Origin of the sequence: Pandoraea thiooxydans, from assembly GCF_001931675.1 — a bacterium.
Taxonomy (GTDB): domain Bacteria; phylum Pseudomonadota; class Gammaproteobacteria; order Burkholderiales; family Burkholderiaceae; genus Pandoraea; species Pandoraea thiooxydans.
Map to the genome: position 1 here is coordinate 300,773 of NZ_CP014839.1, position 22,697 is coordinate 323,469.

Annotated in this window: 10 protein-coding genes; 5 read left to right on the forward strand and 5 right to left on the reverse strand. The window is 64.3% G+C overall.

Features of this window, described 5'->3' with window-relative positions; translation table 11 throughout:
* Positions 1 to 6 precede the first annotated feature (6 nt).
* From PATSB16_RS01440 to PATSB16_RS01460, 5 genes are all read right to left on the reverse strand, one after another.
* On the reverse strand, positions 7 to 1,176 hold the full coding sequence (locus PATSB16_RS01440) for a tetratricopeptide repeat protein (protein ID WP_047216120.1): 1,170 nt from the start codon (positions 1,174 to 1,176) through the stop codon (positions 7 to 9).
* A complete protein-coding gene (locus PATSB16_RS01445; protein ID WP_047216121.1) occupies positions 1,173 to 3,278 on the reverse strand; it encodes a tetratricopeptide repeat-containing sulfotransferase family protein in 2,106 nt (701 codons plus the stop codon). Before PATSB16_RS01445 ends, PATSB16_RS01440 begins: the two co-directional genes overlap by 4 nt.
* Positions 3,279 to 3,453: 175 nt before the next feature.
* Positions 3,454 to 6,081, reverse strand: a complete 2,628-nt coding sequence (locus PATSB16_RS01450) for an autotransporter outer membrane beta-barrel domain-containing protein (protein ID WP_237170275.1) — start codon at positions 6,079 to 6,081, stop codon at positions 3,454 to 3,456.
* A gap of 263 nt (positions 6,082 to 6,344) precedes the next feature.
* On the reverse strand, positions 6,345 to 8,135 hold the full coding sequence (locus PATSB16_RS01455) for an acyl-CoA dehydrogenase (RefSeq protein ID WP_047216122.1): 1,791 nt from the start codon (positions 8,133 to 8,135) through the stop codon (positions 6,345 to 6,347).
* Positions 8,136 to 8,193: 58 nt separating this feature from the next.
* A complete protein-coding gene (locus tag PATSB16_RS01460) occupies positions 8,194 to 9,867 on the reverse strand; it encodes an acyl-CoA synthetase (protein ID WP_047216123.1) in 1,674 nt (557 codons plus the stop codon).
* Positions 9,868 to 9,995: 128 nt separating this feature from the next.
* Here PATSB16_RS01460 and PATSB16_RS01465 point away from each other — a divergent pair, with 128 nt between their 5' ends.
* The 5 genes from PATSB16_RS01465 to PATSB16_RS01485 all read left to right on the forward strand — a co-directional run bounded on the left by PATSB16_RS01465 (position 9,996) and on the right by PATSB16_RS01485 (position 22,693).
* Positions 9,996 to 10,742 (forward strand): Crp/Fnr family transcriptional regulator, encoded by a 747-nt coding sequence (locus PATSB16_RS01465; RefSeq protein WP_047216124.1) that lies wholly within the window; start codon positions 9,996 to 9,998, stop codon positions 10,740 to 10,742.
* 907 nt (positions 10,743 to 11,649) lie between these two features.
* The gene (locus PATSB16_RS01470) at positions 11,650 to 18,750 is read left to right on the forward strand and encodes a DUF4347 domain-containing protein (protein ID WP_052892785.1); all 7,101 of its coding nucleotides are present in this window, start codon (positions 11,650 to 11,652) and stop codon (positions 18,748 to 18,750) included.
* A gap of 53 nt (positions 18,751 to 18,803) precedes the next feature.
* The gene (locus tag PATSB16_RS01475; protein WP_052892786.1) at positions 18,804 to 20,366 is read left to right on the forward strand and encodes a TolC family protein; all 1,563 of its coding nucleotides are present in this window, start codon (positions 18,804 to 18,806) and stop codon (positions 20,364 to 20,366) included.
* Complete coding sequence (locus PATSB16_RS01480) at positions 20,363 to 21,214, forward strand: efflux RND transporter periplasmic adaptor subunit (RefSeq protein WP_083566637.1); 852 nt, start codon at positions 20,363 to 20,365, stop codon at positions 21,212 to 21,214. The genes PATSB16_RS01475 and PATSB16_RS01480 overlap by 4 nt, the downstream gene beginning before the upstream one ends.
* Before the next feature lie 15 nt (positions 21,215 to 21,229).
* The gene (locus PATSB16_RS01485) at positions 21,230 to 22,693 is read left to right on the forward strand and encodes an efflux RND transporter periplasmic adaptor subunit (RefSeq protein ID WP_047216125.1); all 1,464 of its coding nucleotides are present in this window, start codon (positions 21,230 to 21,232) and stop codon (positions 22,691 to 22,693) included.
* The last annotated feature ends 4 nt before the right edge of the window (positions 22,694 to 22,697 follow it).

Consider the following 22,697-nt stretch of genomic DNA (forward strand, 5'->3'; position numbering starts at 1 on the left):
ACGCGCTCAGGCTGAAAGGAGTTCAAGTTCTCGCGCCATCGCCGCCAGCACACCCGTCCAGTCTGCGCGCGCGGTTTGCCGGAACAGGCGCATGCCGGGGTACCAGGGTGTGTCGGGGCGCTCCAGCAGCCAACGCCAATCCGGCACGAAAGGCAGCATGACCCAGGCCGGTCTGCCCAGTGCGCCGGCCAGATGGGCCGGCGAGGAATCGACAGAGATCAACAGGTCGGCGACGGTCAGTATGGCGGCGGTGTCGTCGAAGTCCTGGATCTCGTCGCTTAACGACAGAAGCGACATGCCAGGCGGAGGGCTCGCGGCCTGCGCGGCGGCGGGGCCCTTCTGAATCGACAGGAAGGTGATGCCCGGCCGCGCCAGCGGCGCGAATTGCGCCAGCGCCAACGAGCGGTTGGCGTCGTTCAGGTGGGTCGGCCGTCCGGCCCACACCAGCGCCACCAGCGGCCGAGGCAGACTGGCCAGGCGGATCTGCCACTTTGCCAGGCGCTCAGGGTCGGCGCTCAGGTAGGGTACGGGGCCTGGCAGGTCGCTCAACTTCAGGCCGAGGGCCAACGGCAGGCTCATCATTTCGCAGTGCAGATCGAACCGTGGCGGCAAGGTGCCGCGCGCCAGGATGTCGTCGAAGCCTGCGCTGCGACGCGCGAGCGGGAGCGTTTCGGCGTTGATTTCGAGGATGATCCTTGCGCCGCTACGTTGCTTGGCCCATTGCACCAGGCGCATGAACTGAAAAGTGTCGCCGTAGCCCTGCTCGTCGTGAATCAACAACGTCTTGCCCGGAATCGGTTGACCGTCCCAGCGCGGTCGCTGCACTTTACGCTCGATCGCGGTGGTGTGCGGCAGGCTGTAGCGATAGCGGTACTCGCGCCAGCCGCGTTCGAATTCCCCTTGCAGCAACAGGGTCTCGGACAGATCGAAGCGTGTCGAGAAGTCGCCCGGCGCGTGCCTGACCAGCATCTCCTGAAGAGCCCGGGCTTCGGCGATGCGCCCTTGCGGACGGATCGCCGCGACCAGCAGCTTCCACAGCACCAAGGGGCCACTGCCCGAGGCGAGAGACTGTCGCAGCCGCGCCTCGGCTCGCTCGAAATCCCCGGCCGCGAGCAGCGCACGAACCTCACGCTCGATACTGGGCACATCGAATGCGTGGCCGGCGTCGATGGTCATGGGGCGGCGATCTCGAGCGCTTCGAGCAGCGGGCCAAGGTAAGGCGCGTATGCGTGCCAGCGGCTTTGCGGCGATTTGCGGGGCGGCTGTTCGATCTGGTTGGGGTTCACAATGCGGGTCATACCGCGGCTTTGCTCGCGCCAGCTCAGGCAGGCGTCGTTCCAGGGCAGGTCGAGGAAATCGATCAGCCGCCGGGCTTCGCCTTCGAGATTGCCGATCACCGCCTCATAATCGGTTTCGATGAGATGCTCGCGCGGCAATATCGCGCGCCAGTGTGCCATGAGTCGTTCGTAATGGCGATAGAACAGGCCAAGCTCGGTCTGGTCGTATGCAAATGGGTACGGCCCGTCCACCAGTTCGGTGTAGCAGGCCAGGCAGGTATTTACCGGGTCGCGCCTGACGTGAACGATGCGAGCGCCGGGCAGTATCAGCGGAATCAATCCTGCGTACAAAAAATTGCCGGGTGCTTTGTCGATCAAATGGGCTCGGCCCTGGGCGAGCGGACTCACGCGTGTCAGATATGCCTGCCCGCATTGGCGCAGCGCGGTTTGGACACCTGCGTCGTCGAGCGCGCAGACCCAGTCCGGAAAGACCCCGGCGCCCTCAATGGCCAAACGCAGCGCGGACAGCTCGCCTGCGCGGGCAGCCCGAGGGTGAGAGCGGAGAACCCGGTCGACCAGGGCGGTACCCGAACAGGGCATGCCGATAATGAATATGGGCAGCTCGGACGGCTCGCCCGCGCCATGCAATCGCTCATACCGCGCCGGCGAGAGGGCCAGGGCCAAGCGTTCCATCCACTGCTCGGTCAAGCTTGTGTCGTAGCTGAACGTCGCGCGCTTCTGACGGTTGCCCTCCTCGAAGTGCCGAAAGGCTTGCTCCGGATCGTCGATGTCCAGGTAGGCTTTGCCGAGGGCGAAATGAGCCGCGATCTGTTCCGCGAGCGGGCGATATCCGCTCTGGGCAACGGCCGCTTCGAGTGCCGCGATATCAGGATCGCCGGCCTCGAAACGACGGATGACGGCGCGACTGGCCCGAGCCGGCACCGATTCCGGAAAGGCCTTCAGCGCCTGGTCGAATGCGATAAGGGCCTCAGGCTCGCGACCATCTTCGAGCAATAGCCCGGCGCGCCCGATCAGCGCTTGCTCGGTCACTGTGCCTGGCAGTTGCGCGGCTTGCTCGAAGTGCACCAATGCCTCATCGGCGCGCCCGAGCGCCTGGCATACCAGGGCGAGCACGTAATGCGCGTCGGCCGTCTGCGGGGCCACCGACACGGCCTCGGTTGCGATGGCCAATGCGTCGTCGAGACGATCGAGTTGGCGCAGGACCTTGGCGCGTGCCAGCAGCGCGGTGGGATGGCGCGGCGCGAATACGACAAGCATGTCGAGGGTACGCAGCGCCGCATCGTGACGGCCCCGGCAGACCTCCACGTCAGCCAGATTCACATAGGCCTCGATCATGCGCGGATTGATGTCGATCGCGCACTGCGCCCGTGAGGCCGCTTCGTCGTAACGCCCCTGCGTAGACAGCAGGAAGGCCAGGTTGCAGTGCGCTTCGGCATAGTTGGGGTTGAGCGTTAGCGCCTGGCGATAATGTTGTTCGGCAAAATCCATGCGGCCCAGACGCCGTGCGGTGTTCGCCAGATTGTTATGGGCTTCGGCCCAGTCCGGGCGCAGCGTGATGACCCGCTCCAGGCCGGCAAGGCTCTCCTGGAGTTTGCCGGCCTCCTGTAACACGATGCCCAAGTTGTTCCAGCCCACCGCCAGTGCCGGGTCGATCGCCACGGCGCGCCGCGCGGCCTCCTCGGCTTCGCTCAATCGAGCTTTCTGGCGATACATCTCGGCGAGGTTGCTCCAATAGACGGCCGGCACGCGCGGCGCCATGCAGGCTTGGCGAATATGGGCGATCGCGACGTCGAGATTGCCATACGCATGTGCCATCAGGCCCAGCAGGTGCAGCGCATCGGTCTGGCCGGGCCAAACGGCGAGCACGCGTTGACAATATTGCTCGGCCTGGTCGGCCTGGCCTGCTTCCCAGTGGGCATGCGCGCGCGCGAGCGCCTCAGGGATGCTCAGGGTTTCCGGGCTGCTGAGAAAGGTCGACATGAGTACGGCGGCAAGGATTCGGGACGAATGATGTTGGCATGCTACTACGCATTTGCCCGCAGATCCGGCGCGCGTGCCGTGTGCTTCGCGCCAAGCGGCGCGGGCGGGCACGCCCGCAGGCGCGCGACGGATCGCGATAGCGGCGGGGCGAACCACGCCGCCCGGCCGCGTCGCTTCAGAACAGCTGCCTCAGACGCAGGGTGCCGGTCTGCGACATGAAGCCGGGTGCGGCCTGTATTTCGTAACGCACTGACACGCTCAGATTGTTCGCGCGCAGCAGCGTAGCCCCCAGCGTGATGTCGGCCAGGTCGGACACCGGTGTCGCCCCAACCGTCGTGAACGCAGTCTGGCCGGTCGGGTCGCCCGCGAAATCGGCGCCCGTGACTTGCCGCGTCCGGTTGTACTCGTGAATCCATTGCATCTGCAGCGCCGGCACGAGTTCTCCGTAGCGGGTCGAGAAGCCGCGCGACAGTCTTGCGCCGAGGCTGCTCTTGACTGAACTGGCATGACTCGCGTCGACCGACAGCGCGGCGCCATTGCCGCCGCTTTCCGTATACGCACTCTGGTTCAGGTAACTGTAGGTCAGGCTCGCCAGCGGCGTGAGCGCAACGTTGCCCAGTGCCAGCGGATACCCGAACTCCGCTCGCGCGACGTATTGTTGGCCACTGAAGCTTCCGTTGGCGATGCCCGAGAATCCCTGGAAGTTCACCGCGCGGGTGGTGTCATATCGCTGCTGCACCATGGCGCCCGAGAGATTGACGTACCAGGGATTGCCCGAGTAGCTTGCGTAACCGATCAGGCCATAAGCGTTGACGCGGGTCGTGTCGCCGGCTGTGTCGCCGCTATTGTTGATCCGCGTATTGCTGTAAGTGAGCGCGCCGCCGGCCCGCCAGCGCTCATTGAGAGCCCGATCCGCGCCGAGCAGCAGGCCGCCATAGTTCGCACTGTAACCGTCCACATGATCGCGCTCGCTCGCACTTGCGTGACCGCCGTAGGTTTGTCCCCATACGCCCCAAGGCGGCGGACCTTCGCCGGTCGACACACCGCTTTGGCCACCGGCCTGCGACAGGCGCAGGGTATTGAGGTGTGATCCCACCACGTTCAGCGCACTGAACGTCGGCGCGGCGGGCGCCCAACCTATCCGGGGTGCGCCTAGCTGCTTGCCGATGCGGTTAGCGGTGTCCGTCGAGCCGGTGCTGAGCGAACCCTGTGCGGCGTTGAATAGATTCAATAACTCGGGGTCGGCAACGCCTGTGTAGCTCAGCAACCCGCCGAGCGAGGCTATCGCATTGGGCACGCTTGGCTGCGCCGCCGGCGCGGGCGTCGGTGTGGGGGTCGGCGTTGGCGTCGGCGTGGGCGTCGGTGTTGGATTACTCAGCGTCACCACCAGATACGTGTGCCCTGAGGCTGTGGTCGAAGAACCAGTGGCGGTTATCGTGCCGGCCGAATAGGTCAGGCCGGATCCATAGTTCGCTGTGCCTGCCGTGTCGACAACGACATAGCGCTGCCCGGCAGCCAACGCATAACCGTTCGGCACGAGGCTTACCGCCCCTGAGGTCATCGCCGTGTTGCCGGTGACGACAAGTTCGCCGTATTGGCCCGTGGTGGTCCCGGCTGCCCCCACCTGCAGCGTGCCACCGGCCTGATTGTAGTTGCCCGTGATCGTGACAGGCCGGTTGACCTGCAGCACAGCCGTTCCGTTGTTGTTGACAGCGTGAGTGCCGACGTTGATGTTGTCGTTGAGCAGCAGATTGCCCGCGCTGAAGGCCACGTTCGCGCCGGTGCTGGTTATGGTGCCGACCGATCCGCCGCTGTAGCCGGTCAGCGAGCCAAATATCGCGCCTGAGCCGCCGTCGATGGTGAGATCGTAGCTGGACGTGTTCTGGATGTTGCCTGCGATGACACCCGAGTTGGTGATCTGGCCAAACGACCCGTTATCCTTGAGGGCGACGCCCGCGCTGGAAATCGTGCCGCTGTTGGACAGCGTGCCGATATTTGCGTTGTTGTACAGGCCGTAGCTGGACCCGGTAATCACGCCTTCGTTGATCAGTGCCCCGACGGGTGAATTGAAGGCGATGCCCACGCCGATCCCGTTGCTGCTGATCGTGCCGGTGTTGGTCAGCGTGCCGATCGTGCCGTAGCTGACGACACCGAAACTATTGCCGTCGATGGCGCCGCTGTTGGCAAGCGTGCCGATCGAGCCGCTGCTGGATACGAAGATGCCAGTGTTTGCTCCATGGATGGAGGCGCCGCCGCCGACGTTGTCCAGCACGCCGATATTGGCTGTGTTGTTGATGCCATAGGTGCTGCCAAAAATGGTGCCGTCATTGGTCAGCGTGCCGATGGTGCCGCTGTTGTCGACCCCGAGCAGGGTCGTCCCAATGGTGCCGCTGCTGATCAGCCCGCCGGCCGAATTGGTCAGTACGCCGATGTTGCCGCTGTTGGTGACGCCTGAGGACGTGCCTGAGATGGTGCCGCCGTTGGTCAGCGTGCCGACCATACCGCTGTTGATGACGCCTGTCGGGCCGCCGAGAATGATGCCGTTGCCCGAATTGTCCAACGTAACGATGGTGCCGCTGTTGAAGATGCCGCCGGTGCTGCCTGAGATGGTGCTGTCGTTGAGCACGTTGGTGATCGTGCTGGACAAATTGTAAATGCCATAGTCCGGCGAGATGATTCCACCCGTACTGGCGATGGACAACAGGTTGAAGTTGCCATCTGTGGCGATGCCTTGGGTGAGCTGTCCAACGACGGTGCTGGTGTTGGTAATCGTTATATAACTGGCAGTCGCCGTATGGGCCATGACGGACAAACCCGCCGCGATGCTCAATGTGAGTGCTTTTTGTTTTGGTCCGCGGCTAAGATCAGTCACTCCGACTCTCCCCCTGAGTATTGTCTGCATGTTCCATCGGCCTGAATCCGCATGAGCTTTAGGCCAAATTCGGGGGAGTTTACCGGATTCTGTTACGAATTGTTACGGGTTTGCCTGGATCCGACGCTTGAGGCCAGGTTGTTTTTCCAATGATCGGCGAGATGCGGATCCGAAGCGGCGCCTGCCGCTCCGCCTCAGAACTGCTCCTCCGACAGTGCCAGCACGCCCTGCATGCCCTTTGCGCTGGTGATCGAGATTTCGAGCGCCGTCGCCTGAGGCAGGATGTGTTCGGCGTAAAAGCGCGCGGTCGCGATTTTTGCGCTGCAGAAGGCCGCATCGCGCGTTTCGTCGGATGACGCCGCCAGCAGCGCACGCGCCATCTGCCAGCCGCACAGGACGATGCCCGCGAGCTTCAGGTATGGAACGCTGCCGGCGAACACCGCGTTCGGGTCGCGCTTCGCGTTCGCCAGAATGAAGTCGATCGCGGTCGCAAGCGACCGATGGCCTTTGGTGAGGTGCTCGCGCATCGATTCGAAATCGGGCTCTTCGCGTGCCGCGAGTGCGTCGAGGGTCTGCGACACGGCGGCGAGAAGCCGTGTCGCGACTGCGCCGCCGTCGCGCAGCGTCTTGCGCCCGACCAGATCGTTGGCCTGGATCGCCGTGGTGCCTTCGTAGATCGGCAGGATGCGCGCATCGCGCAGGTGTTGCGCGGCGCCGGTTTCCTCGATGTAGCCCATCCCGCCATGGACCTGTACGCCCAGGCTGGTGACGTCGATCGCCAGTTCCGTGCTCCAGCCCTTGACCACCGGCACGAGGTACTCGTAGACGGCCTGATGATCGGCGCGTACCGCGGCATCGGGGTGATGATGCGCGATGTCGCTGTGCGCCGCGGTGACATAGGCGAGCGCGCGGGCGCCTTCGGTCAGGGCGCGCATCGTCCCCAGCATGCGGCGCACGTCCGGATGATGGATGATCGTCACGGCCGCCTTTGCGGAGCCGTCCACGGGGCGGCTTTGCACGCGCTCCTTCGCATACGCGACCGCTCGCTGGTATGCGCGATCGGCGAGCGCAACGCCCTGTACGCCGACTGCGAAGCGCGTCGCGTTCATCATGATGAACATGTATTCGAGGCCGCAGTTGACCTCGCCGACCAGATAGCCGATGGCGCCGCCGTGATCGCCGAATTGCAGTACCGCGGTCGGACTCGCCTTGATGCCGAGCTTGTGCTCGATCGAGACGCAATGCACGTCGTTGCGCGCGCCCAGCGAGCCGTCCTGATCGACCATGAACTTCGGTATGATGAACAGCGAGATGCCCTTTACGCCGTCCGGCGCATCGGGCAGACGCGCGAGCACGAGATGCACGATGTTCTCGGCCATGTCGTGTTCGCCCCAGGTGATGAAAATTTTCGTGCCGAAGATGCGATAGGTCCCGTCGCCTTGCGGCTCGGCACGCGTGCGTACCAGCGCGAGATCGGACCCCGCCTGCGGCTCGGTAAGGTTCATCGTGCCGGTCCATTGGCCGGAGATCAGCTTCGGCACGTAGCGCTGCTTTTGCTCCTCGCTGCCGGCGGTCAACAGCGCCTCGATGGCGCCGTCGGTCAGCAGCGGGCACAGCGCGAACGACGTGTTCGCGGCATTGAGCATCTCGATGCAGGGCGTCGCCACCAGCTTGGGCAGGCCCTGCCCGTCATAGTCGGCCGGATGCTGCAGGCCCTGCCAGCCGCCCTCGGCATACTGCTGGAATGCTTCCCTGAAGCCTGGCGTCGCGGTGACCATGCCGTCCTTCAAACTGCTCGGATTTTTGTCACCTTCGGCGTTCAATGGCGCGAGCACTTCGCCGCACAGCCTGGCCGATTCGTCGAGCACGGCGCGAGCCGTTTCCTCGGTCGCGTCCTCGAAACCCGGTAGCGCAGCGATCTCGTCGAGACCGGCCAGCTCTTTCATAACGAACAGCATGTCCTTCACAGGGGCGGTGTAGCTCATGGCAGGTCAGTCAATTGTGCAGTTGTATCAGGGTTGTGTAGATTTGCCGCATTCCCGGCTAGTCCTTTTTCGCGGAGGCGCTCGGCGTATTGCCGGCCAGATCGATCGCGCGTTCCGAGCCGACCCGTGCTCGTAACTCGAATTTCTGGATTTTTCCGGTCGAGGTCTTGGGTACCTCGCCGATGTGTATTGCCTTGGGCAATTTATATCCAGCGAGAAAGAGACGGCAGTGGGCGATGAGCTCGTCGGCACTCGCGTCGATGCCCTCCTTGAGCTCGACGAATGCGCACGGCACTTCGCCCCATTTCGGATCCGGCATGGCGACGACCGCCGCGACCGACACCGCGGGATGCCGGTAAAGCGTGTCTTCGATCTCGATGCTGGAAATGTTCTCGCCGCCGGAGATGATGATGTCCTTGCTGCGATCCTTGATGCGCACATAGCCGTCCGGCGCCTGCACGCCAAGATCGCCGGTGTGGAACCAGCCGCCGCGAAAGGCTTCTTCTGTCGCCCGTTCGTTCTTCAGGTACCCCTTCATGCAGATGTTGCCGCGAAACATGATTTCGCCGACGGTTTCGCCATCGGGCGGCACAGGTTCCAGCGTCTGCGGATCGAGCACGGCCACCGCCGACTGCAGGTGGTAGCGAACGCCTTGCCGCGCGTTCAGGCGTGCGCGCTCGTCGTCGTCGAGCGCCTCCCAGCGCTCCTGTTTCGCGCAGACCGATGCGGGGCCGTAGACCTCGGTCAGGCCGTATACGTGGGTCAGATCGAAGCCGATTTTCTTCATGCTGGCGATCATCGAAGGGGACGGCGCCGCGCCGGCCACCATGGTCGACACCCTGTGATCGAGTCCTTCGCGCCATTGTGCCGGGGCATTGGCGAGCGCGCTCTGGACGATCGGCGCGCCGCAGTAGTGGGTGACTTGCTCACGCCGGATCAGGTCGAACACGGTGGCGGCATCGAATTTGCGCAGGCATACGTTGACCCCTGCGCGCGCCGCGATGGTCCACGGGAAGCACCAGCCGTTGCAATGGAACATCGGGAGTGTCCACAAATAGACAGCGTGCTTGGGCATGTCCCATTCGAGGATGTTGCTCAGCGCATTCAGGTACGCACCGCGATGATGGTAGACCACGCCCTTCGGGTCGCCCGTCGTGCCCGACGTGTAGTTGAGCGCAATCGCGTCCCACTCGTCGGCCGGCAACTTGTATGAAAACCGTGGATCTCCTTCCTGGAGAAAGGCTTCATAGTCGATCGAGCGCGCGAATGCATGGGGATCGGCGTGCATGACATCGCTCACACTGACGATGCGCAACTGCGGGAACTCGATGGCCGCGCGACGCGCAAGCTCGCCGAATTCCGTGTCGACGATCAGCAGCCTGGCCTCGCCGTGCCGCAACATGAACAGTAGCGATGCGACGTCAAGACGCGTGTTCAGCGTGTTGAGCACCCCGCCCGACATCGGCACGCCGAAATGGGCTTCGACCATCGCGGGAATGTTCGGCAGCAATACCGCCACGGTGTCGCCCCGGGCGATTCCGGCTCGCTGCAGCGCACTGGCAAGACGCCTGGCGCGCTCGTAGGTCTCGCCCCAGGTGCGGCGCACGTCGCCGTGAACGACCGCAAGGCGGTCTCCATAAACGTCGGCCGCTCGCGCGATAAACTCGATGGGCGTGAGGGGAACGTAGTTGGCCTCCCGGCGATCGAGCCCCTCATCGAACATGTGCGTCATGACGCCGTCTCCTTATTTTTCCCAATCTTGATCGACAAAGACTATCAACGTATATTGCCCAACGTCTGTCATTTCGATGACAGAGCCTTCCCGAGCGCGGCAAGTGCTCTTTTTTTTGCGATTCATCCATGAATGACGCTCCAGACACACCGTCCACCCCGCTCGGGAATAGTACGCCCGAAGCGCTCGGACAGGCCGAACTGCCGCGATTATTTGAGCGCTGCGCTTGGTTTCGCGCGCTTGCCGGTGAACACCAGCGGCTCGTGCTGGAGCAGGCGCATGCCGAATATCGGGAAACGGGAGCGCTGATCGCTCGCCGGCAGGCACCGTCCGACTACTGGATCGGCGTTCATTCGGGCCTGCTCAAGCTCGCCCTTTACACGCCATCCGGCCGCAGTTGCACCTTTTCCGGTGTGCCACCGGGAGGCTGGTTCGGGGAGGGGAGCGTCATCAAGCGGGAGCTTCGCAAATACGACGTCGTGGCAATCCGGCCTTCCGTCGTCGGGTTCGTGCCGTCGGCAACCTTTCACACGTTGCTCTCCGCCAGCCTGCCGTTCAACGCGTTCGTGATCCATCAACTGAACAACCGGATGGGGGAATTCATCGCGTCGATCCAGAACAGCCGTCTGCTCGACGTCGACGCGCGGGTGGCCCAATCGCTCGCGCAACTGTTCAACCCCGACCTTTACCCCGAGACGGGGCAGACACTCGCCATCTCGCAGGAAGAAGTCGGCCTGCTGGCGGGCGTCTCCCGCCAGCGCAGCAATCAGGCACTGCAAAACCTGGAGCGGCTCGGCATTGTGCGCGTCTCGCGTAACCAGATCGACGTGCTCGACGTCGACCGGCTGTGCGCATTCGGGCGTGAGCAGATTTAGTCTCCGTCACGCGGCGGCAGAGGCGCGTATTTCTCAGTTTCGAGGGCGGCATCAGTCCAGAAAAATCAGCCGCGAGGCATGCCCATTGCGCGGAAACCATTCGTCACAGGCCCGGTTGGCGACTGGTGACGCTTCCTCAAAATGCCTTGACGTGAATGCGGTCACCGTGACCAGTGTCGGCTCTCGCCTTTTCGATCGCTTAAACGATGGCGATGTCGATCAGGGTAATTACCTAGACGGGTCGATGGCATCGCGGTTGCTACCGTAGTTCTTCTAAACTAATATCCAGAACGTCTTCCCCGGTTTGCAAGGCCGGAAGAAGCTGTATACTGCGCGACCGGTTTTCTTCGTTAGTACCAAGAAATGATATCTCGGGTGGCCGATCGGGCCGGTGGCGTAGTCGACGCCATGCGGCAGTGCCGATGCGTGCACGCCCAGCCGTTCGATAACCCAGGCACTACCAGGATAGAGGGGCCTTGCATGCGAGCGTGAGCGCCGGCACAGGCGCAAGATACGTGGATCGCTCTCGGGCGCGCCGCGCGAATACGACAGTAACAACAATAGGCCGCCGTCGGAGACGCCAGCCAGACGAATAACAATCAACGAGCGGGGGCTTGTTTGCTGTTCATCCCTACCCATGCCGGGTCGCTTGCGGCGATCGGGCAACGGTCCACTTGGGCACCGCCGGCGGGCAATCCGTCGACGCGGCGCTCCCGCATGCACACCCCGGCACTCCGATGAATGCGCGCCGACAGCCACGAACAGCATGGCCGGCGCGCGTCGGCCATGCGTGGCGTGCAACTCTGACCCCGGTTTTAACGTCGTCATCGCGATGCAAGGACGATCCCCCCGGCGCGGGCGGTGAACGCATGCCGCGTTTTCGGCTTGCCCTCGAGGACATCAAGCGATGAAATTCGCCGCCCGCCTGTCGAAACTGCTGCGCGTCATGCTCGCGCCCGACAAGAGCGCGCGCCGCGCGGTCGCCGCCATGCCCGCGCCGCTCATCGTGGCGCTCGAGCCGCGCATCGTCTACGACGCGTCGGCAGCGTCGATCGGCGCGACCGCGGTCGCGCCTCAGCATCACGCGAGCGGCGACGCGCAGCCCGTGGGCGTCATGCGCGATGTGCCGGTGGCGGCGAATCCGGCCACGGACGCTTCCGCGTCGGCGCGTACGGTGCATGGCTTCACCGATACGGCGGCCCAGGCGGCCAACAAGCAGGTCGTTTTCATCAATGGGAACGTCGCCGATTTGCAAACACTCGTCGCCGGTTTGCCGGCGGGCACGCAGTATGTGGTGCTCGACTCCACCAAGGACGGGCTTTTGCAAATCGAGCAGTATCTGCAGACGCACTCGGGCGTCAGCGCGATCCACCTCGTGTCGCACGGTTCCGACGGCAACGTGCAGGTTGGCAGCACGTGGCTCAACCAGGGCGATATCGCGGCCTATAGCGCGGAACTCACGCAGATCGGCGCAGCGATGCGGCCGGGCGGCGACTTCTTGATTTACGGCTGCGATGTCGCCCAAAACGCCGACGGCAAGGCGCTCGTGCAGCAGATTGCTTCGATCTCGGGATTGAACGTGGGGGCATCGACCGATGCCACCGGGGCGGCCGCGCTTGGCGGCGACTGGGCGCTCGAGTACGACGCCGGCGCCGTGCATACGTCGGTGATTTTTTCGCAGGCTGCCGAGCAGCGATATGCCGGACTATTGGCCGTCACCGATGAAACATACGATGGACAGATCGGCTATGACACGGCCGGCGGTGCGGTGGGCGTCACATCGTTCGACCTGGACGGCATCCACTACACATTGGACCAGGCTGCGGAATTCGCCGTCGACAGCACGACCGTCAACCAGTTCGGCCCTCCGCCGCTCACTACAGGGCCGACCGATGGGGTGTTGTTCGGCAACGTGCAAGGCACTTCGCTGACATCGATGACCATGTCGCTGCAAAACGGCGACAAGATGGCCGTGCAGAGCTTCGATATCGACATCAATGCGCCTTCTGTGGTCGCGGTCGAAGCGCTGAATTCCTCCGGAAACGTGATAGGCACGCTTACGCTTGATACGTCGACGAATGGCGGCAGCTCGGTGTTTCACGTCAATTTGTCGGGCAACGCTGCTTTCTCAGGCATCGCGAGCCTAAGATTCCGTGAGACGGATTCGGCGTTTCTCACGCCGACGCTCAACAACTTCGCTTACGTCGACCTGTCCTCGCCACCGGTGGTGACGGCTACAGGCGGCGGCACGCCGTTCGTCGAAGCCGATAACACCACATCGACCCCCGTCGTGATCGATAGCGGGATCACCCTGGCCGATGGCGATGCGACCACCGCGAAAGCCGGCACAGTCAGTATCACGGGCAACTTCGCGAGCGGGCAGGACGTACTGGGATTCAACAACACGAGCACTGCGCTGTATGGCGACATCGGCGGCTCCTACAACGCGGCCACCGGCGTGATGACGCTGACGTCGGCGAGCGGTACCGCCACGATCGCGCAATGGCAGGACGCGTTTCGCGCGGTTACCTACACCGATACGGCTGTGACACCGACCACTGCCACGCGTACGGTCAGCTTCGAACTGACGAGCGACGCCTACTACTCATCCAGCAATGTGGCCACGAAAACCGTGACCGTCACGGCAACCGATCAAAGCCCGATCGTCCGGACGACGGGCAGCACGACGAGCTACAGCGGTGGGGCGTCCGCCATCACCATCGACGGCGGCATCACGGTCAGCGATCTCGACAATACGACGCAATTGTCGGGTACGGTGTCGGTTTCGGGCGGCTTCCATAGCGGCGATACGCTGGCGTTCAACAATACGAGCTCGGCCACGTTCGGCAACATTGTCGCTTCGTACAATTCGGGCACGGGTGTGTTGACGCTGACGTCTTCCGGCGCGACGGCCACCGATGCGCAGTGGGCCGACGCGCTGAAATCCGTAACATTCTCGAGCACGAGCACGACGTACGGCAGTCGCACGATTTCGTTCGCGACAAGCGATGGCACGAAGACGAGCACCGCGGCGACCGATACGATCAATGTCGTGAACCCTGTGCAAGTGACGACTGACTCGGGGTCGGCGGCGTTCGTGGCCGGCGACAACACGACGTCGACGCCAGTGGCGATCGATTCCGGATTGACAGTGACGGACACCACTGCCACGACGCTGGGTTCCGCGACGGTGGCGATCACGGGTAACTTCCACAGCAGTGAAGATGTGCTGGCGTTCACCAACGACGGCGCGACGATGGGCAACATTGCGGCTTCGTACGACTCGGGCACGGGGGTGATGACACTGACCTCGGGCAGCGCCACGGCCACGCTGGCGCAATGGCAGAGCGCGCTGCGATCGGTGACTTACACCGACACGGCGATCACGCCGAGCAACGCGACGCGTACCGTGAGCTTTGCCGTTGTCGACAGTTTGAGCAATACGAGCACCGCTGCCACGCGTACCGTCACGGTCACGGACACGGATCAAACGCCGATCGTGACGACGACGGGCGGGACGACCTATTATGTCGGCGACGCCGCGCCGGTGACGATCGACGGTGGAGTCGCTGTCAGCGATCGGGACAACACGACGCAATCGTCGGCCACCGTGGCGGTGACAGGCAACTTCCACAGCGGCGACACGTTGAGCTTTATCAACGACGGCTCGACAATGGGGAACATCCAGGCTTCCTACAGTGCGGGATCGGGCGTTTTGTTGCTCACGTCGATAGGGGCGACGGCCACCGATGCGCAATGGGGCAGTGCGTTGAGAGCCGTCACGTTCTCGAGTACGAGTACGACATACGGCAACCGCACGATTTGGTACCAGATCAACGACGGCACGAAAAACAGCCCGCAAGCCGCCGATACGGTCTATATGACGGCGCCCCCGACGATCACGACCGATTCTGGCTCGGCCGCGTTTGTTTCTGGCGATAACGCGACGTCGACGCCAGTGAAAATCGATTCTGGCCTGACGGTAACCGACGGCAGCGCGGCGACGCTTGCCTCCACGACGGTGGCCATCACAGGCAACTTTCACGGCAGTGAAGATGTGCTGGCGTTCACCAACGACGGCGCGACGATGGGCAACATTGCGGCTTCGTACAATTCGGTAACGGGGGTGATGACACTGACCTCGGCCAGCGCCACGGCCACGCTGGCGCAATGGCAGAGCGCGCTGCGATCGGTGACGTACACCGACACGGCGATCACGCCGAACAACGCGACGCGCACCATGAGCTTCACGGTGGTGGATGGGGCGGGCAACACGAGCGCCACGTCCACACGCACGGTGACGATCACGGACACGGATCAAACGCCGATCGTGACGACGACCGGGGGCACGACGAACTACATCGGCGGGACGTCGGCGGTGACCATCGACGGTGGGATCACGGTCAGCGACCGGGACAATACGACGCAATCGTCGGGTACGGTGTCGGTGACAAGCGGCTTCCACAGCGGCGATACGCTGAGTTTCATCAATACGAACGCGACCACGTTCGGCAATATCGTCGCTTCGTACAATTCGGGCACGGGTGTGCTGACGCTGACGTCTTCCGGTGCGACGGCCAGCGATGCGCAATGGGCGAGCGCGCTGTCGGCGGTGACGTTCTCGGCGGGGTCGAGCGCGACGCCGGGCAACCGGACGATTTCGTTCGCGACGAGCGACGGCACGAAGACGAGCGTGGCGGCGAGCGATACGGTTGCGGTGCTTGGTCCGCCGACGATCGTGACCGATGCGGGTTCGGCGACGTTCGTGGCGGGCGACAACGCGGCGTCGACACCGGTGGCGATCGATTCGGGGTTGACCTTGACGGATGGCGCCGCCTCGACGCTGTCCTCGGCGACCGTGGCGATCACGGGCAACTTCCACTCGAGCGAGGACGTACTCGGGTTTGCGAACACGAGTTCGGCGACTTACGGCAACATCGCCGCGTCGTACAACGCGGCCACGGGTGTATTGACGCTTTCCTCCGCGGGTAATGCGGCCACGCTGACGCAATGGCAGGCGGCGCTCGACGCGGTGACATATACCGACACGGCGGTCACGCCGAACAACGCAACACGTACCGTGAGCTTCACGGCGGTGGATGCGGCTGCTGTCACCAGCAATACGGCGACGCGCACGGTGACGGTGACCGACACCGACCAAACACCGATCGTGACGGCCACGGGGGGCACGACGAACTACGTTGGGGGCACGTCGGCCGTGACGATCGACGGCGGGATCACGGTGAGCGATCTCGACAACACGACGCAATCGTCGGGTACGGTGTCGGTGACAAGCGGCTTCCACAGCGGCGATACGCTGAGTTTCATCAATACGAACGCGACCACGTTCGGCAACATCGTCGCTTCGTACAATTCGGGCACGGGTGTGCTGACGCTGACGTCTTCCGGTGCGACGGCCACCGATGCGCAATGGGCGAACGCGCTGTCGGCGGTGACGTTCTCGGCGGGGGCGAGCGCGACGCCGGGCAACCGCACGATTTCGTTTGCGACGAGCGACGGCACCAAATCCAGTACGGCCGCAACCGACACGGTGAGCGTGCTCGGCCCGCCGACGATCACGACTGACCCCGGTTCGGCTTCATTCGTGGCGGGTGACAATACGGCCTCGACGCCGGTTGCCATTGACTCGGGGCTGACCTTGACGGACGGCAGCTCGCCGACGCTGGCTTCAGCCACCGTGGCGATCACGGGCAACTTCCATAGCGGCGAAGACGTACTGGCGTTCACCAATACAAGCTCGACGACATATGGCAACGTCGCGGCGTCGTACAACGCGGCGACAGGCGTGTTGACGCTGACGTCGTCGGGCGCATCGGCCAGCCTTGCGCAATGGCAGGCGGCGCTCGATGCGGTGACTTACACCGACACCGCGGTCACGCCGAACAATGCAACGCGCACGATCAGCTTTGCGGCGGTCGATACGGGCGCCGTGACTAGCAACACGGCCACGCGCACCGTCACGATCACCGACACCGATCAAACACCGATCGTGACGACCACGGGGCATACGACGAACTACGTCGGCGGTACGTCGGCGGTGACGATCGACGGCGGGATCACGGTGAGCGATCTCGACAACACGACGCAATCGTCGGGCACGGTGTCGGTGACGGGAGGTTTTCATAGCGGCGATACGCTGGCGTTCATCAACACGAACGCGACCACGTTCGGCAACATCGTCGGTTCATATAACGCGGCCACGGGCGTGCTGACGCTGACGTCTTCCGGTGCGACGGCCACCGATGCGCAGTGGGCGAACGCGCTGTCGGCGGTGACGTTCTCGGCGGGATCGAGCGCGACGCCTGGCAACCGGACGATTTCGTTCGCGACGAGCGACGGTACGAAGACGAGCATGGCGGCGAGCGATACGGTGACGGTGCTCGACCGGCCACATGTCGGGATCGATCCAGGTGCTGCCTCATTCGTCGCCGGCGACAATGCGGCGTCCACGCCGATCGTCGTTTCGCCGGGCCTGAGCCTGACCGACGCCAGCAGCACGACGGCGAGCCAGGCCAGCGTATCGATCACGGGCGGCTTTCACACGGGCCAGGACGTGCTCGCGTTCGACAACGACGGCGCGACGATGGGCAACATCGCCGCCAGCTATGACGCAAGCACCGGCGTTCTGAGGCTGAGTTCGGCTGGCGGGACGGCCACGCTCGCCCAATGGCAGGCGGCGCTGGCCTCGGTGACTTACACCGATACGGCCGTCACGCCCGCTAACACGACGCGCTCGATCAGCTTCACGGTGACGGACGGTAACGGCACGGCAAGCGACATGCAAACACGCAGCGTGACGGTGACCGATACCGATCAGACGCCGCTCCTGAGCGTGGGCGGCGACGCGGCGTTTACGGCCAGAGGGAACGGCTCGACGCCGGCCGTGGTGGCCCCGCAAGTCACCATCAGCGACCTGGACAACACCACGCTGGCCTCGGCGCAAGTATCGATCGGCGCCGGGTTCGATGCGGCGAACGATACCCTCGGGTTCGCGAGCGGCGCGGCGACCGGCAACATCACGGGGAGCTACAACGCTGCTACCGGTGTGCTGACGTTGACCTCCGTCGGCGGTACGGCGACGATCGCGCAATGGACGGCCGCACTGAAATCGGTCACGTACGGCAATCAGGCGCTCAACGCCGGCAGTAGCCGCACGGTAACGTTCACGGTCAACGATGGCGTGAAGACAAGCGCGGTCGCTTCCAACACGGTGGCGATCACCAATGCGCCGGCTTTCCCGCCGATCCTGCCCGCCGAGCCTCCAACCATCATCGAGATGCCCGCACCGACGCATTCTTCGTCGTTCACGGGCAACGACCATACCGCGCCGGCCGACGTGCTGGATGAGTTCGCTCAGCCGCTGCCGATCGGCGCGGTGCCTGTCGTGCCAACCATGACGTTTACCGATCCGAGCGCCCCGGCACATGCCTATTCGCTGGATCGCGCATCCGTGCCGCGCGCCGACACGACGGCACTCAACGGTGCGATCGCCGTGCTGCCTATCGACGCGCCGCTGGCGCTGCCGAACGTGTCGTTCGAGGTGACGCCGAACAATCCGTTCTCGATCAGCGTTGCGACCTTGCTGCCGCTGTCCGAGGCAATGCACGGCGGCTCCGGCGTCACCGTCGAACTCGCCGACGGCCGCCCGCTGCCGGGCTGGATCCGCTACGACGTGGTGAATGGCGTCTTGCAAGGCAAACTGCCGCCGGGTGTCGGGGATGTCCATATCGTCGTGCTCACGCGCGATGCGGCCGGCCACCAGACGCGCCGCGAGCTGGTACTGGCTCCGCACGACGGGCATGGCGGTGAACATGGCGGCTCGCACGGCGTCGCCAAGCCGGGGACGCCTGGCCATGCCGGGCTCGCCCAGCCGCCCGTGGCGCGAGCGGCACGCCCTGCCGGCAAGCCTTCGCTCGACCAACAATTCGCCGAAGCTCGAGCGGCGCTGCACGTATCGAAACCGGGCGCCGCTGCGCGTCGCGTATGAATCCCCGTCATCCCTTGAGACCAATGAGACTACAACCGTCAGTTGCCGAAACGATGCCAGCGCCCACCTTGGCACCTGCCGCAAACACCGCGCACGAGCCGCGTTCGAAGCGCGCACTGCGTCCGTCGCTGGCCGTCATCGCAGTGGCGGCGTTATGGCTTTCCGGCTGCGCGATCAGACCGACGCCGTTTACCGACGCCGAGCGCGCACAGAGCGCGCATGCCGATCGCATCGCCATGTTCGCAAACCAGCCGCCGCTGACCGGGCCCGTCACACTCGAGGAAGCCATGGCGCGGGCGATCCGCTTCAACCTCGACCATCGCCTGAAGATGATGGAAGAGGCTCTGGCGCAGAAGCAGCTCGACGTGGCGAACTTCGACATGCTGCCGCGTCTGACCGCCGCGGCCGGCTACACGTACCGAGACCATCCGCTCGCATCGGAGTCGATTTCGCTGCGCACGCATCAGGTGTCGTTGGAGCCGTCGTACTCGACCGATCAAAACGACCGCACGGCCGATCTCGCGTTCTCGTGGAACGTGCTCGACTTCGGCGTCAGCTACTTCGAGGCCAAAGAGCAGGCCGATCGCGTGCTCGTCGTCGAGCAGCGTCGGCGCAAGGTCGTGCAGTTGTTGATGCAGCAAGTGCGCGAGGCTTACTGGCAGGCGGTCGGTGCGCAGCGCCTGGAGAAGCAGGTCGGTCCGCTGCTTGCACAGGCCAGGCAAGCGCTGGACGATTCACGCGAGTCTCAGCAGGAAGGGCTGCGCTCGCCGCTCGATACGCTGGCCTATCAGCATGCGCTGCTCGATATCATGCGCCAGCTCGAACTCGTGCGCGACCAGCTCGACGAGGCCAGGCCACGGCTTGCATCGCTCATGAATGTCGCGCCCGGCACGGACATCACGCTTGCGCCGCCCAAGGGCTTTGCGGTACCGCAATTCGCCATGCCGATGGACCGGATGGAGGAGACCGCGCTGGAGCGCCGGCCGGAACTGGTCGAAGCGAGCTACAACGAGCGCATCAGCGTCAACGAAACGCACAAGGCCATTGCCAAGCTGCTTCCGGGCATCGAGGTGCAGTTGGGCACGCACTACGACAGCAACAGCTTCCTGGCCTATCATGCGTGGCGCGCGGCCGGCATCAATGTGAGCTGGAACCTGTTGAATCTGCTCAACGCGAAGAACATTCGCGGCATGGCGCATGCGCAACGCGACGTCGCACATGCGCAGCAGCTCGCGCTGTCGATGGCTGTGCTCACGCAAGTGCACGTCGCGCGCGCCGAGTTGAGCGCCAAGCAGCGTCAGTTCGATTTGTTCAGGCAGATCAACGATGTCGATGCACAGATCCTTCAGCATATGCATAACGCCACCGTCGTGAACGCGCAAGGCAAGCTCGAGGAGATCCGTGCGGCAGCTTCCGCGATGATGTCGGAGCTGCGTCTGTATCAAAGCTATGGCGAGCTCGAAGGCGCCTACGGTCAGCTGTTGGCGACGCTCGGGCTCGATCCGTTGCCCGCTGGCGCCGGCAAGCGCGATTTGAAATCGATCGAGCGGTCGATCGACAAAGAGCAAACGCGTTGGGCCCAGTTGGGCCGCGCCGACGGAGTCAAAGCGCAATGAATTCATGGTGCAGGGCAGGGCTGCGCGGCGCGGCCCTGGTGGTAGTGGCTTACAGTTGTTTCTCCGGGGGTGCCCGAGCGGCAGGATCGCAAGCCGCGGCGCCGCGCGCGTTGGCCGCCGCACCAGCGGTGCCTAATGCGCCGGCCGCGCTTGGCGTTTCTTCGTCCGTGCATGCCGAAGACGATGGCCGGATCCGGGTCCAGCTCGTCGCGCGCGACCAGGTCGATATTTCGAGCGAAATCAGCGCGAAGATCGCTTCGATGCCATTTCGCGATGGCGATGCATTCCGCACTGGGCAGACGCTCGTGTCGCTCGATTGCTCGCTCTACCTGGCGCAATTGCACAAGGCCCAGGCGGAAGCGGAGGCCGCCGCGCAGCTCGAGCGCGTCAACGAGCGTCTCTCGCAATTGCATTCGATCGGCGAGGTCGAGGTGCAGCAGGCTCAGGCCAAAGCGAAAGCGAGTGCGGCGGAAGTGGCTTACATGCAGGCCACGGTGAGAAAGTGCAGTATTTCCGCGCCGTTCGACGGGCGCGTCGTCAAGCGCAGCGCCTCCGCGCAGCAATTTACCGAGCCCGGCAAATCGCTTCTGACGATCATCGACACGAGTCATCTCGAACTGAAGATGATCGTGCCGTCGAAGTGGCTCGTCTGGCTCAAACCCGGCCACGCGCTCACGGTGAGTGTCGATGAAGTCGGCAAAAGCTATTCGGCCAAGGTCGTGCGGATCGGCGCGCGCGTCGATCCGGTGACGCAGACCGTCGACGTGACGGCCGCGCTGTCTGCCCACACGCCCGAGCTGTTGCCGGGCATGAGCGGCTGGGCGCGTTTTGCCGATCCCGGCCGTTAAAACGGCGGCCGCATCATGAATACCCCGCTGCGGATCGAGGCGAGCGCGCTTGCGGTGCTCTGGCAATTGTCCGCGCGCGCGCGCGAAGCGCCGAGCGAGCAGACGCTCGGCTTTGTCGTGGTCAATGAAACGCTCTCGCTCGTGCCGTACCGGCAGGCGGCATGGTGGCGTGCGCCGGCGCCCTTGCCGGGCGCGGTTGCCGCCGTCTCGGGCCTGCCGCAGAGCGACCCCGGCGCGCCGTACGTGCAGTGGCTCGGCGAAGTGTGCCGCGCGCTGGAACGTCGCGCGCAGGCAGGCTCGAACGAACCTTCCGCTTCCCAGGCCGATCAGCAGCGGGGCGCAGGCGAGGCGGGCCAGAATGCAGCGCAATCGAGCGCACCGGCGCAGAGTGCCGACGCCGCATCACCCGTTTGGCCGTATGCATTCACTGCCGACAGCCTGCCCGCCGCGCTGGCGGCCGAATGGGATGCCTGGTGGCCGACGCATGCCCTATGGGTGCCGCTGGTCGATCGGCTGGGCCGCTCGTTCGGCGGCGTGGTTTTCGCGCGTGAGCAGCCGTGGACGCCGGTGGACGAGGCGCTGCTCGCCGAACTCGCACGGGTCTGGTCGCACGCGCTCGCGGCGTTTTCTCCTCGGGCTTCCTGGAGCGAGCGCGCCAGGCTTGCGCTGCGCGCAGGCAAGTATCGGCGTCGCGTGCTGATAGCGGCCGCCTGTGCCCTGGTCGTGCCGGTGCCGCTGACGGTGCTTGCGCCGGCCGAGGTTACGCCGAAGGACCCGTTCGTCGTGCGCGCTCCGCTCGATGGTGTGATCGATCGCGTGTTCGCGCAGCCGAACCAGCGTGTCGCAGCGGGTACCCCCCTGTTTGCGCTCGACTCCACGGCGCTTGCCTCGCGCTATGCCGTGGCGAACAAGAACTACGCAACGGCGCAGGAGGAGTATCGGCAGACCGCCCAGCTTGCAGTCACCGACGATAAGGATCGGCTCGATATGGCGCTGCGCAAGGGCAAGCTCGATCAAAGCGCGGTCGAACTCGACTATACGGCGCACGAACTCGCACGGGTACGCGTGAGCGCACCGCGTGCCGGCGTCGCTGTATTCTCCGATCCGAACGATTGGAACGGCAAAGCGGTGTCGATCGGCGAGAAGGTGATGCTGCTTGCCGATCCGGCTCACGTCGAGCTCACCGCCTATGTGCCGGCCGCAGACAACGTCGACGTCGTGCCCGGTGCGAGCGTCACGCTTTATCCAAAGAGCTCGCCGTTCGCCTCCTACGAGGCGCGCATCGATACGGTGGCCTACCGCGCCGAGCCGACGCCCGATGGCGTGGTGGCCTATCGCGTAAAGGCCACGTTTACCGGCAGGGTCAAGCCCCCGCTCGGCGTGATGGGTACCGCCCGCATTCATGGTCATTGGGTGCCGCTTGTCTACTATCTGTTGCGCCGCCCGCTGGCGAGCGCGCGGCAGTGGCTCGGCTGGTAGGCCG

Bases quoted from the DNA above. Each gene is read 5' to 3' on its own strand.
- PATSB16_RS01480 (WP_083566637.1), top strand. From the start codon at position 20,363: ATGAATTCATGGTGCAGGGCAGGGCTGCGCGGCGCGGCCCTGGTGGTA.
- PATSB16_RS01455 (WP_047216122.1), bottom strand. From the start codon at position 8,135: ATGAGCTACACCGCCCCTGTGAAGGACATGCTGTTCGTTATGAAAGAG.
- PATSB16_RS01470 (WP_052892785.1), top strand. From the start codon at position 11,650: ATGAAATTCGCCGCCCGCCTGTCGAAACTGCTGCGCGTCATGCTCGCG.
- PATSB16_RS01450 (WP_237170275.1), bottom strand. From the start codon at position 6,081: ATGGCCCATACGGCGACTGCCAGTTATATAACGATTACCAACACCAGC.
- PATSB16_RS01440 (WP_047216120.1), bottom strand. From the start codon at position 1,176: ATGACCATCGACGCCGGCCACGCATTCGATGTGCCCAGTATCGAGCGT.
- PATSB16_RS01485 (WP_047216125.1), top strand. From the start codon at position 21,230: ATGAATACCCCGCTGCGGATCGAGGCGAGCGCGCTTGCGGTGCTCTGG.
- PATSB16_RS01465 (WP_047216124.1), top strand. From the start codon at position 9,996: ATGAATGACGCTCCAGACACACCGTCCACCCCGCTCGGGAATAGTACG.
- PATSB16_RS01460 (WP_047216123.1), bottom strand. From the start codon at position 9,867: ATGACGCACATGTTCGATGAGGGGCTCGATCGCCGGGAGGCCAACTAC.
- PATSB16_RS01475 (WP_052892786.1), top strand. From the start codon at position 18,804: ATGCCAGCGCCCACCTTGGCACCTGCCGCAAACACCGCGCACGAGCCG.
- PATSB16_RS01445 (WP_047216121.1), bottom strand. From the start codon at position 3,278: ATGTCGACCTTTCTCAGCAGCCCGGAAACCCTGAGCATCCCTGAGGCG.